Here is a 12,187-nt window from a genome sequence, read left to right on the forward strand (position 1 = left end):
CGGGTGGGCCGACTTCCTGCGCACCGGCGGCTCCCCGCAGGGGGTTGACCTGCGGGGAGCCGGGTTGACGTGGCCGTGTCCCGGTACGGGCGGGGCGCGTTGGCCGGGTGTGAGTGGTTTTGGGAGGCTGCCGGAACCGGAGCGGCCGCTGGTTGAGGAAACGATCCTGCACGGCGCTCCGGACAGACCGCCGGAGCAGCCGCCGGAGCAGTCGTGGGCGGCGCCCGTGCCGGAACCCGTAGCGGAACCCGGCCCGGAGACGCCCATCTACGCCGAACTGGCCCGGCGCTGGCAGGCCGAGGGGCGGGCCGTCCCCGGGCTGCCCGACCCGGACTGGGAGCCGCCGGCCGCGCCGGCCGGGGCTCAGGAGGCGTCCGGCTCCGGCTGGAGCCCGGCGCGGGGGTCAGGGTGGAACCCGGGGGCGGGCTCGGGGTGGAACCCGGGGTAGAACTGCCGCGCCCACCGGCGGAACAGCCCGATCGAGCGCTCCCCGGGGACGAGCCGGGGCTGCGCCAGGTACCGCTTGTGGTCCAGGACCGGGCGGTCCTGCTTGATGATCCGCACCGAGGCCTGGAGCGCCGCCCAGGAGGCCGCCCGGTCGACGGCCCGCGCCGCGCCGACCCCCGGCACCGGCACGGTGGCGGTCACCGCGAAGCGCACCCTGGTCCGCCACGGCGCGACCGGCGTCGGCAGCACCCACACCCGCAAGGTGCCGCCCACCTGCGGCAGTTCGACCTCCATGCGCATCAGCCCGAGGCCGAACAGCGTCACCGGCTGCTCCAGACTCACCGTGCCCAGCCCGGGGAACCGGGTCGTGGTGCGCTGGTGGACGGTGAACAGCGGCCCGGCCACCTCGGGCGGGGCGGTCTCCCTGGTGTCCAGGCCGTGCAGCACCCGGGTGTGCCGGAAGTCGACGCTGTTCTCCATCACCTCCTGCGGGTGGGAGAGCACGTCCCCGCTCCACCACGCCAGCGGACGTACCCCGAGGGCCGGCGGCAGCTCCCAGGCCGGCGCGCCGCCGTCCGGACCGCCGCCCGAACCGTTGCCCGGGCCGCCGCCGGGGCCGCACCAGACGAACAGCGCGCCGTCCCGCTCGCACAGCCGGCGCCCGGCCAGGGCGCCGCGGAACCGGATGCCGTCCGGCGAACCGGTGCACGAGCCGTCCGGGCCGAAGGCGAAGCCGTGGAACGGGCAGACCAGCTCCTCGCCCCGGACCTTCCCGCCCGCCCCGAAGTGCGCGCCCAGGTGCGGGCAGTGCGGGCCGACCGCGCGCACCGCGCCCCGGCGGGTCCGGTACAGCACCACGTCCTCGCCCATCAGCCGGACCGTGCGCACCCGCCCGGGCGGCAGGTCCCGGGACCGGCCGACGCAGAACCAGCCACTGGGGTACGGCAGGGGGGCGGAGCGCTCGTCCACGCGGAGTTCACCTCGATGGCTTGACAGCCGTGTGAACGTACCAGGCGACGTGCTCCCGAACGCCGTACATCTCCACCGTGGACCGGAGATTGAGCCACTTGGCCGGATCGCCGAAGCGCCGCAGTATCTCCCACGGCAGCCGGAAGTACGCGTACACGGCCTCCGAGGTCGGCAGGTAGTACGGCGTCGCGTCCAGCGCCTCCTCGACCTCGAAGCCGGCCTCGGTGAGCAGCCGCGACAGGTTGCCGGCGTGGTAGACCTTGGAGCCGGTCATCGTCATCGCGTCCAGGTACGGTTCGATCAACGCCCGTGCGCCCGGCTCCATTTCGTCCAGCGGGCCGGTGCTCATCGGGCCGAGCAGCACCAGCCGGCCGCCCGGGCGCAGCACCCGGTGGAGCTCGGCCAGCGCCCGGGGCGGGTCGTAGGAGTGGACCAGCGTCTCCATCGAGTACGCGCCGTCGAACTCCCCGTCGTCGAAGGGGAGCCGGTGGAAGTCCCCGAAGCGGAACACCGTCCGGTCGCCCATCCGGGCCCGGGCGCTGAGCCGGGCCGCCTCGGCGAGGTGGAAGTCCAGGACGTCGACCCCCGTCACCGCCAGCCCGAAGCGCAGGGCCATCGCCCGGGCCACCACCCCGGCCCCGCAGCCGGCGTCCAGCACCCTCGCCCCGGCCGGCAGCGCCAGCTTGCGCCCCAGCACGTCCTCCAACTGCCGCTGCGCCCGCCACAACCGCCACTTCGACTGCCCCGGCTCCGTCCACCCCCAGTGCCGCGCGTTGCGCGCCACCCGGGTGTAGAACCACCGGCTCCCCGCCCGCCCGTACACCCTGCGCAGCCCGGCCAGATCGAGTCCCTGAGCGCTCATGCCAGCGGGTTACCCGGCTCGCGACGCCGCCTACCCCCGCCGCCCGCGGATACCCCGATGGAGTGAATCGTGCGGTCATCGTTCCATCGGTGGGGTGGGGGAGGGCGGGCAGCGGGGGAGTCGGGCCCGCCGAGGTGTCAGTCGACGTCCCGGGCGGTGGAGCCCAGGGCCTCCAGGTTCCAGGTGACGATCCGCCGGGGGTGCACCCGGATGACGTCCCGGCTGAACCGGTCGGGCGCCACCGGCGGGACGTCGACGGCGAGCACCTCCGCCCGGCCGCGGATCTCCACGCCGCGGCCCCAGCCGGGCGCGACCGGATCGTCGGCGGGCGCCATGTCGTCGACCAGGACGGACACCTCGGGGCGGTCACGGGCGTTGCGGTACTTGCGGCTGCGGGCGTTGTCCGGTCCGCCGCTGTCGATGGTGCCGTCCTCGTTGAGCCGGAACCCCACCGGCCGGACCTGCGGGGAGCCGTCCGGGCCGGTGGTGGCCAGGCGGGCCAGCGGTTGGCCGGTGAGGTAGGCGCGTTCGCGCGCGGTGAAGGTCATGCGGACGACGGTAGGAGCTCAAGCGCCCTTCAGGTCAAGGACGCCCGCCGGGCCGTCCGCGCTCCGACCAGGAGCGCTTCAGCTCCGCCCAGCGAACGGCCTGATCCTCCGTCAAGATGCCACGGAGTTCGGCGAGTTTGAGGAGCTGGGCCTCGGCGTCGGCGCCCAGGGGCTGGGCCTCGGCGCGGTAGTGGTCGGTGAGCAGGGCGTCGAGTTCGGGGCGGGTGAGGGCGGGGTCGAGGCGCTGGGCGAGCTTGGCCATGTTGCGGTAGGAGCCCTGGAGCAGGAAGGGGGGCTCGGTGCGGGTGCGGTCGTCCTGGGCGGCGGAGGCCAGGTAGGCGCGGTTGACGGCCAGGACGGTGGAGCGCAGGTGGAGCAGGCCGGCGAGGACGGCGGTCATCCGCTCGGTCTCGGCGGCGGGCCAGGCGCCGGCCAGGGTGCCGCCGGGCAGGCCGTCGGCGCGGGCGAGCAGGGTGTCGAGGTCGGCGCGTTCGGCGGTGGCGAGCGGGGCCAGGTGGGGGCTGGCGGGCAGGGCGTTCTCGACGAAGCTGAGCGCGAAGAGGTCCTCGCGCCCGGCGACGGCGTCGCCGAGGTTCCACACGTCGGCGCGGTTGGCGAGCATGTCGGGCAGCCGGAAGAGGCGGCCGGACTCGGTGTACGGGTTGGCGGCCATGACGACGGCGAAGCGCTTGCCGCGCAGGTCCCACTCGCGGGCCTCGCCGTCCCAGACGCCGTCGATCCGGCGCTGGGCGTCGCACAGCGGGATGAAGCGCTGGAGGAACTCGGGCGAGGTGTGCTGGACGTCGTCCAGGTAGAGCAGCACGTTGTCGCCCGCGTGCAGGGCGAAGTTGAGCTTCTCGACCTCGCGCCGGGAGGTCGCGTCGGGGGCCTCGGCCGGGTCCAGCGAGGTGACCCGGTGGCCGAGCGCGGGGCCGCTGACGGAGACCAGCAGCAGGCCGAGCCGCTCGGCGAGGTACTCGACCAGGGTGGTCTTGCCGTAGCCGGGCGGGGAGACCAGCAGCAGCAGGCCGCTGCGGTCGACCGGTCCGCCGGGCCCGGCGGTGCCGAGCTGCTTGGCGAGGTTGTCGCCGACCAGCGGCAGGTACACCTGGTCGATCAGCCGGTTGCGGACGAAGCCGTTGAGCGGGGCGGGCCGGTACTGGTCGAGCCGCAGCCGGGCGTGCTCGGCGGCCAGCAGTTCGCCGCGCAGCCGCTGGTAGGCCCGGTAGCCGGGCACCTCGACCTGCTCGAACTCCGCCACCCGGGCGAGCAGTTCGTCCAGCCGGAGGTCGAGCGCGCCGCCCGCGAGCCGCGGGTGGTCGCCGAGCAGCCCGGTGATCCGGGCGCCCACGGCCCCCTCGGCGGGGCGGCGCGGCAGGGACGGGCAGAGCAGCGCGGCGGCGGCCTCGGCGCGGTCCGCCGGATCGGCGTCGACGGCGCCCGACTCCAGCCAGGCGGCGGCGAGTTGGCGCCGCACCGGCAGCAGCTCGGGCTCCTCGGGCAGCGCGGCCAGCGCCTCGGTGAGACCGGCCGACTCGGGGGCGGCGCGGAACTTGTCGAGCAGTGCGGCGGCGCCCGTCGAGTGGGCGAAGCTGGGTGCGGCGGAGGCCAGTTCGGCCACCAGATAGGGCCCGGCGGGCGCCGCTCCCGGGACGAAGTCCGCGACGGCGGAGGAGAGTTCGCGGGCGAGGGCGTCCAGCGCGGCCTGCGCCGGGGCGCCCCCGAAGGCGTCCCGGGCGAGGCCCAGCGAGCGGGCCCGGGTGTGCCAGAGCAGCCGCTGCCGCTCGTCGGCGCCGTGCGCCCAGTACAGCTGGGCGGCCGCCCGGGCGCCCGCCGGGTGGCGCAACAGCCCGGCCTCGGCGTCGAGTCGGAGCAGGGCGCGGAGCAGCAGCGCGGCGTCGTGGTCGTGCACGCCGCGCTGGTAGCCCTCGTCCGGGCGCTGCTCGGCGGCCCGCCGGACGTGCTCCAGCAGCTCGGCGTCGGTGAGCGGTGCCGCCGCCTCGACGGCCGGCAGCAGGCTCGCCGCGAGGTACTCGGCGCGGTACAGCCGCGGGGTCTCCGAGGGCAGCGGGCGGTCCCAGTACCGCTCGGTGGCGGCGAAGGCCGGGTCGGTGACGGGGGAGCGGTAGTCGGTGCCGGTGAGGGTGAAGGCGGGGCGTCCGCGCCAGGGCACCAGGGCGAGTTCGGGGCGCTGGGTGGTGACGGTGAACAGATGCCGGCCCAGCCGCAGGGTGCCGGGGCCGTCCCCGGCGAGCTCGGCGCGGTCGCGCAGGGCCCGGTGGGCGCGGCCGCGGGCGGCGCGCAGCCGTCCGGTCAGCTCCTCGGCCCGGACCCGGTCGCCGAGCGCGGTCAACTGCCCGGCCAGGTCACGGAGTTTGACGGCGGTCGGGTCGGCGGCGAGCGCGGCGTCGATCTCGGCGGCGGTGTCAAGACCGGCCAGCCGGCGGTGCAGGGTGTCGAGGACGCGCCCGGCGGAGGCGGCCAGCCGGTCGGCGCGCCGGGCCCGCTCCTCCAGCAGGTGCTGGCGGCGGGCGGTGAGCGCGTCGTGGACCTCGGTGCGGCGGGCGGTGAGCTGCTCGCCGAGCGCCGGGTCGGCGTCGGCGAAGCGGGTCTCCAGCTGCTCGATCCGCAGCAGGAGCCGGCCGAGCTGCTCGTCGCAGGCCTCGGGGGTGTCGGCGGCGGCGAGCGCGGCGGTGGTGGCCTGGCCGAGCAGGGCGGTCTCGGCGGCGAACTCGGCGGCGGCCTCGCGGGTGCGCAGCTCCCGGCGGCGCACGGTCAGCGCGGACCGGGCCCGGTTGAGCAGCCCGAGCACGTCGGCGAGCCGGTCGAGGATCGCGGTGCGGGTGGTGGCGTCGGCCAGGTCGAGGGTGCCGACCAGCTCCGAGACGGTCTGCAGGGCCTCGCTCTGGCCGCCCAGTTCGAGGCCCAGCGGCTCGGCCTCGGCGGCGGTGGCGATGGCGGCGCAGCGCTCGGCCAGCTCGCCGGCCCGCTGCCGGTGGGGCTCGAAGGCGGTCGGCTCGGCGAGTTGGCCGACGGCGCGGTCGGCGGCCTCGGCCAGGCCCTCGGCGAGGTGCGCGGCGAGCCCGTCGATCCGCTCCGGGTCGGCGCGCGGCAGGTCGCGCAGCGCCTCGACGCGGCCCTGGGCGCGGCGCAGTCCGGCCAGCCGGTCGACCCACTCGGCGGCGTCGGCCAGGGTCTCGCCGCGGGCGGTGCGCAGCAGGCCCTCGACGTGCTCGGCGGCCTCGTCGGTCTGCCGGGCGGCGTGCGCGGTGAGCTGGGCGACGGCCTCGTACTCGGCGACGACCTGCCGGGCGGTGTCGCGGATCTCGGCGAGCGGCGCGGCGAGGTCGCCGAGGCCGTCCTGGCCGAGCCAGTGGTGCCGGTCGGCGGTGCGGGTGCAGGCGGCGAGGACGGCCTGGTGGCCGGCCGGGGTGTCGGCGCCGGCCGCGGCCAGCCGGGCCAGGGCCAGGCAGTCGGCCAGGCCGCGGACCAGGTCGGCGTTGCCGATCCGGGCCAACGGCCCGCTGCCGGAAGGCTGTTCGGCGGCGAAGCGCTCGCTGGTGAACGGGGTCTGCCAGAGCTGGACGGGGTGCAGCCGGGTCGGCCCGTCCTCGGCCGGGCGCAGCGCGATCAGGGTGCCGTCGGCGAGCAGCGCGTAGCCCTGGCAGGGCAGCGGGGCGGCGGCCTCCTGGCGGACGCTGTTGTACGGCTGGAGCAGGGCGCGGCCGTCGGCGGGGGAGCGGAACTCGTACAGCACGTCCTCGCCGTTGGGCGAGAGGAGGGTGCGCTCGTAGCGCAGGCCGTCGACCGGCTGGTCGAAGGTGCGCACGGTGCCGTCCACCAGGTGGCAGCCGCCGGGGAAGGCCACGCCCTGGTCGGCGGGCAGCCGCAGGCAGGCCTGGCCGAGCGCGTCGATCCGGGTGACGGTGCAGGTGGGCAGGTGCACCACCAGGTGCCGCTCGGTCTCCTCCTGGTACGGGCGCACGCGCACCAGCAGCAGGGTGCCGAGCCGGGCGTGGGCGATCCGGGCGTCGGCGAGCGTCTGCAGGGCCTCGGCCAGCGGCTCGCGGTGCAGCTCCCGGCCGTCCGGGGCGGTGATGGTCAGCCGGCCGCCGTCGACGCCGACGAGCAGTTCGCCGGCCAGGTCGGCACGGGGCGGGCGGCCGGGGCCGGCGGGCAGCTGGTCGTCCCGGGTGAGGGCGGTCCAGGGCAGCTGCTGCCCGTCGGCCGGGGTGTGGTCGCGTTCGCCGCGCCCGTCCAGGTAGGACGGCTGGGCGTCGTCGGCGAGGCCGTCGTCCAGCCGCCAGCGCAGCACCCGGACGTCGGCGGCGGTCGGGCCGGTGCGGAAGACGGCGAGCAGCCGGCCGTCCACCGCGCGCAGCCGCTCCAGCCGGGCGTCGCGGAAGTAGCGCCGCAGGTCGGCGAGGTCCTGGCGCAGCCGCGGGTCGTCCAGCAGGGTGCCCTCGGCGGGCGCGGGGGAGAGGTCGGGGTGGTGCAGGCCGAGGACGTCGGTGAAGTCCCCGGCGCCGTCGGCGGATTCGGTCGGACGGGTGGCGAGCAGCAGCAGCCCGCCGGCGGCGGTGAGGTCCTGCGGCAGGCAGGCCCGGTCGGTGGTGAGCCGTCCGGTGCCGGCCAGCCGCAGCTCCCCGCCGCCGAACTCGGCGACCCGGCGGGCGTTCAACGCCTGGGCCCGGTCGGCGAGTTCGGCGGCGGCTCGGGCGAGCCGGTCGCGCAGGACCTCGTAGGTGCCGGCGTCGAGCCGGGCGTCGAGGGCGTCCACGGTCACGGTCACGTTCCTCAGTTGACTCGGTCGAATCGGTTGCCGCGATCGATGCGGCTGGATCGGTAGCCGCGGTCAGCGCGGTCGGCGTGCCCGCTCAGCGGATCACTTGGAGCCGTTGGCCGAGGCGAGCCCGCCGGCCAGCGCCCCGATCGGGGTCTCCGCGACGCCCAGCTTCCGTGCCGACTCCAGCAGTTGGCGCAGCTGACCGGCCTGGTCGCCGGCCCCCGAGCCGATCAGCTTCATCAGCAGGGCCGACACCGTCAGGTTCTGCACGTCGGCCGTGGAGACCGAGGAGAGCACCCGGGTGAGGTCGTCCGTGAAGCTCGCCCGCCCGTCCAGCCAGGGCCCGGCCAGGGTCTGCGCGGTCTGCGAGTGGGCGACGAAGGCGTCCACGCTCTTGCCGGCCGACACCGACTGCACCAGCCGGTCGAAGAACACCGAGTCCCCGCCGACGATGTCGATCTTCGCCTTCTCCAGCCCGGCCGCGACCAGCGCCGCCTGGGCCTCGGCGATCTGCCGCTGGGTGTCCAGCCCGGCCAGCCGGACGTCCTTCTCGGCGGCCAGCCGAAGCCGGTACTCCTCGTGCCCGCGCGAGGCCTCGTCCAGCTTGGCCATCGCCGCGGCCTTCTCGGTCAGGCCCTCGGCCTCGGCCTTCAGCCGACCGCCGATCTCCAGCGCGGCCGCCTTGGCCTTCTCCGCCTGGACGACGGCCTCGGCGCGGCCGACCTTCTCCACCGCCGCGGCCTCCTGCTCGCGGACCTGGACCCGGGCCAGGCCCTCGGCCGCGGCCTCCGCCCGGACGCCCTCGGCCATCCGGATCTTGGCGGCCGCGTCCAGCTCGGCGGCCTGCTGCCGGGCCTCGGCCAGCACCAGCGCCTCGCGGGCCTTGTGGGTGGCGGCCTGCTCGGCGGCCTCCGCGGCCTTGATGTCCTTGACGAGCTTCTCCTGCGCCTCGGCCTCGGCCTGGATCACGACGGCCTTGCGGACGCGCTCGGCCTCCTCGGTGGCGCGCAGGGTCTTGACGGCCTCCTCCTGCTCGGCGACGGTGCGGTCCACCGCGACCCGCTCGCGGACCACGTCGGCGACCTCGCGCTTGGCGGACTCGAGCTCCTTCTCCTTGGCGATCGTGGCGAGCTGGGTCTCCCGCTCGCGGCCGACGACCTCCAGCAGACGGTCCTTCTCGATCCGCTCGTTCTCCACCGCGATCACCCGCTCGCGGTTCTTCTGCGCCACCGCGACCTCGCGGGCCTGGTTCTCCCGCTGCACCCCGAGCAGCTCCTCGGTGCGCAGGAAGGCGGTCTGGGCGTTGAGCCGCTCCTCCTCCTGCACCCGGGCGATTACCGCGTCCTCCTTGGCCCGCAGGGTCTCGATCTCGCGGCGCTGGCGGATCTCGGCGTCGGCCTGCCGGCGCTCCAGCTCCAGGACGGCTTCCCGGGCGTCCACGTTCTGCCGGGTGATCTCCTTCTCCTCGGTGCGCTGGTACTCGTTGGTGCGCACGTGCTCGATCGCGGTCAGCTCGGTGATCTTGCGGATGCCCTGGGCGTCCAGGATGTTGTCGGCGTCCAGCTGGTTCATCGGGGTCTGTTCCAGGTGGTCGATCGCCGCGTCCTCAAGGGTGTAGCCGTTGAGGTCGGTGCCGATGACCGCGATGATCTGGTCCCGGAACTCGTGCCGGTGGGTGTACAGGTCGGTGAAGTCCAGCTGCTTGCCGACGGTCTTGAGCGCCTCGGCGAACTTGACGGCGAAGAACTCCTGAATCGCCTGCGGATCGCTGGCCCGGGCGGTGCCGATCGACTGCGCGACCTTGATGACGTCCTCGACGGTCTTGTTGACCCGGACGAAGAACGAGATCCGGATGTCCGCGCGGATGTTGTCCCGGCAGATCAGACCGTCCCGGCCGGCCCGGTGGATCTCCACCGTCTTGGCGGTGATGTCCATCAACTCCGCCTTGTGGAGCACCGGGAGGACGATCGCGCCGGTGAAGGTCACGTCCACCTTCTTCGTCCGGGAGACGATCAGTGCCTTGCCCTGCTCGACCTTCTGGAACAGGCGGCCCACGAACAGCAGCATGGCGAGCAGGATGAGCAGCACGACGGCGACGAGCACGCCGAAACCCACGGCGATGGTGTCCATCACGGAGTCCTTTGACGAGATGGCGAGTTGGAGCGAAGAGGTGGTGCGAGGAGTCGATGGGAAGAGGTGGTGCGAAAGGGACGTGCGGTGGCGGAGGGCCGGCCGGGGAACGGGAGGCCGGGGATCAGACGCCGGTGGACGGCGGCTCGAAGGGCGCCACCAGGAAGTGCTCGCCCACGGCGTCGTAGTCGAAGATCAGGGCGGTCCGCCCGGCCGTCAGGCCCGGTTCGGGCTCCGCCGTGCGGACCTGGACGGTCGCGGTGGAGCCGTCCTCCGCGGTGACCTCGGCCTGCCCGAAGTCGGCCGTCACCCGGCCGGTCCGGATCACGCAGACCCGGCCGACGAAGTCCCCCCGGGTGGCCGGCCGGTCCTGCGGGAACAGCCGCGACAGCGGCCGGACGAGCACCCGGGTGCCCGCCCAGGAGGCGGCCAGCGCGACGACGAACACGCCGCCGCGCGCCGGCGCCCCCGAGGTGAGGACGGTGCCGGCCAGGCTGACGAACCAGGCGAGCGCGACCAGCAGCGACACCGCCACCGTCACGGGAACCCCGCCCAGTCCCAGCGCGTCCAGCACGCCCGTGTGGTGGCCCGCACCGGGCCGGTCGGGTCCCCCGTCGGCACCGTGCCCCCCGGCACCGTGCCCCCCGTGTCCGACGTGCCCCCCGTGCTCGGCACCGAGGTGGTGCCCCGCGTGCCCGACGTCCATGTGGTGCCCGGCGTCGTGCCCCCCGTGCACGGCGCCGGGAACGAGGCCGCCGAACAGCATCAGCAACCAGTACCCGACCACCACCACCAGCGCGAAGCTGAACAGCGCCGTCGGAAAGGCCAGCGCGGCCGCGAAGAATCCCCCCATCCCGGCCACCCTCCCCCGCCTCTCCACCGGCGCCGCGCTTCGGCACCGGGGAGATCATGACAGCGCCGGGGCCCGTCGCACATTGCCAGGATCCGGCAATCTTTACGCCCTCTTGACACCCTGGTACACGCGGCCCGCGTGACACTGCAACAACCAGGCAACAGGACGGGCGCCGGACGGTCGCAGCGGCGCCGCGCGGGTTTCGCGCGGCGGGACCGCGGCGGCCGTTTCCGGGGCGGCGGGGACTACGGCCGTCGTGCCGCGCACTACGGCGGTAGTCCAGCGCACCACGGCGGTAACGCCGCGCACCGCGGCGGTAGTTCCGCGCACTACAACGGTTGTTCCACGCACTACAGCGGTAGTCCCACGCACTACAGCGGTTGTTCCGGCCAGTTCAGCAGCCGCGCCCCCATGGCCGCCGTCTCCAGGGTGAAGCGCTGGAGCGCGTCCGCCGGGTCGTACCCGGTGAGCGCCTTGATCCGCTCCAGCCGGTAGCCCAGGGTGCGCACGCTCAGGCCCAGTCGGCGCGCCGCCTCCGCGTTCACGTACGCGGCCTCCGCCTGCACCGCGATGGTGTCCAGCAGCGGACGGGCGCCGCCGCGCGCCTCGGTCAGCGGGCCGAGCACGGTGCGCACCAGGTCGGCCATGGCCGACCGGTCGCGCATCAGCACCGGGAAGACCAGCAGCTCCTCGGCCCGCAGCTGCCGGGCCGGCAGGCCCAGCCGCTGCGCGTAGTCCAGGGCGTCCAGCGCCTCCTCGTAGCTGCGCAGCACCCCGCTCGGCCCCGAGTGCCGGCGGCCGGTGGCCACCCGCCGGACCGGCTGGTAGCCGCGGCCGGTTCCGGGACGCAGCGTCAGCTCGGCGAAGGCCTCCAGCACGGCCCGCTCGGAGTCCGGGGCGATGCACACCAGCCGGCCGTCCTTGCTGGCCAGCAGCACGTCCCGCTCGCCGAACCGCCCGGCCAGCTCCCGCTCCACCCGGTGCACCAGCGGATGGACGTCCGCGAACGGTTCGTCGCCGACCGCGACCGCCACCGTGTACGCGCCCGCCAGCCGCAGCCCGAACCGCTCCGCGCGCTCGGCGAGCAGTCCGAGGTCGCTGCGGCCGAACAGCAGGTCGTCGATGAACTCCCGCCGGGCGGCCTCCTCCTGGCGGACGGCCAGGCGCTGGGCCCGCTCGTGGCCCTCGCCCAGCGCGGCCAGCGCGGCGTCGGTGGCGGCCAGTACCGCGTCGCCGGTCCGGCGCAGTTCGGTGACGCTGCTCGCGGAGGTCGTCCCGGGCAGGGTCTGCCAGGCCCGCCGGGCCGCGGCCAGGCAGTGCGCGACCACCTCGCGCAGCCCGTGCCCGGCCTCGGCGCAGTGCTCGCCGAGTCTCCGCAGGCGCTCCAGCTCCTCGCGGCGCAGCAGCCGGCCAGTGCGGGAGACATCGGCGAGCAGGATGAGGTAGACCTCGGCCAGCTCGGTCGGTATGTCGTAGTCGATCTCCTCGGTCACCCTGTCCTGCCAACCCCCGTGCGGCCCGGTATTTCGGCGCTGAATTTATCAGGGGCGCTCCGGCCGGGAACGGGCGCGGCGGCCCCCGCCACCGGCCGG

At 75.3% G+C, this 12,187-nt stretch carries 7 protein-coding genes; all 7 read right to left on the bottom strand.

Annotation, left to right across the window (positions count from 1 at the left end; all coding sequences use genetic code 11):
- Window positions 1-363: 363 nt before the first annotated feature.
- The 7 genes from ACFRQN_RS24440 to ACFRQN_RS24470 all read right to left on the bottom strand — a co-directional run bounded on the left by ACFRQN_RS24440 (window position 364) and on the right by ACFRQN_RS24470 (window position 12,088).
- Entirely contained in the window at window positions 364-1,416 is a 1,053-nt protein-coding gene (locus ACFRQN_RS24440) for an aromatic ring-hydroxylating dioxygenase subunit alpha (protein WP_375873216.1), read from the bottom strand.
- A 7-nt stretch (window positions 1,417-1,423) separates the two neighbouring features.
- Complete coding sequence (locus tag ACFRQN_RS24445; RefSeq protein WP_380742103.1) at window positions 1,424-2,278, bottom strand: class I SAM-dependent methyltransferase; 855 nt, start codon at window positions 2,276-2,278, stop codon at window positions 1,424-1,426.
- Between the two features lie 137 nt (window positions 2,279-2,415).
- Window positions 2,416-2,826: a PPOX class F420-dependent oxidoreductase gene (locus ACFRQN_RS24450; protein WP_380742105.1), complete on the bottom strand. Its 411-nt coding sequence runs from the start codon at window positions 2,824-2,826 to the stop codon at window positions 2,416-2,418.
- 34 nt (window positions 2,827-2,860) lie between these two features.
- A complete protein-coding gene (locus ACFRQN_RS24455) occupies window positions 2,861-7,618 on the bottom strand; it encodes a DNA repair ATPase (protein ID WP_380742107.1) in 4,758 nt (1,585 codons plus the stop codon).
- 93 nt (window positions 7,619-7,711) lie between these two features.
- Window positions 7,712-9,742 (bottom strand): flotillin family protein, encoded by a 2,031-nt coding sequence (locus ACFRQN_RS24460; RefSeq protein WP_049655427.1) that lies wholly within the window; start codon window positions 9,740-9,742, stop codon window positions 7,712-7,714.
- Window positions 9,743-9,866: 124 nt separating this feature from the next.
- The gene (locus ACFRQN_RS24465) at window positions 9,867-10,595 is read right to left on the bottom strand and encodes an OB-fold-containig protein (protein WP_117489887.1); all 729 of its coding nucleotides are present in this window, start codon (window positions 10,593-10,595) and stop codon (window positions 9,867-9,869) included.
- Between the two features lie 371 nt (window positions 10,596-10,966).
- Window positions 10,967-12,088 (bottom strand): PucR family transcriptional regulator, encoded by a 1,122-nt coding sequence (locus tag ACFRQN_RS24470; protein WP_380742110.1) that lies wholly within the window; start codon window positions 12,086-12,088, stop codon window positions 10,967-10,969.
- Between the last annotated feature and the right edge of the window lie 99 nt (window positions 12,089-12,187).

The sequence above is a fragment of the Kitasatospora sp. NPDC056800 genome, from assembly GCF_042789775.1.
Classification (GTDB): domain Bacteria; phylum Actinomycetota; class Actinomycetes; order Streptomycetales; family Streptomycetaceae; genus Kitasatospora.

What these genes read in the sequence shown, in the direction of transcription:
- ACFRQN_RS24450 (WP_380742105.1), bottom strand. Translation starts at nt 2,826, where the DNA reads ATGACCTTCACCGCGCGCGAACGCGCCTACCTCACCGGCCAACCGCTG.
- ACFRQN_RS24465 (WP_117489887.1), bottom strand. Translation starts at nt 10,595, where the DNA reads ATGGGGGGATTCTTCGCGGCCGCGCTGGCCTTTCCGACGGCGCTGTTC.
- ACFRQN_RS24445 (WP_380742103.1), bottom strand. Translation starts at nt 2,278, where the DNA reads ATGAGCGCTCAGGGACTCGATCTGGCCGGGCTGCGCAGGGTGTACGGG.
- ACFRQN_RS24460 (WP_049655427.1), bottom strand. Translation starts at nt 9,742, where the DNA reads ATGGACACCATCGCCGTGGGTTTCGGCGTGCTCGTCGCCGTCGTGCTG.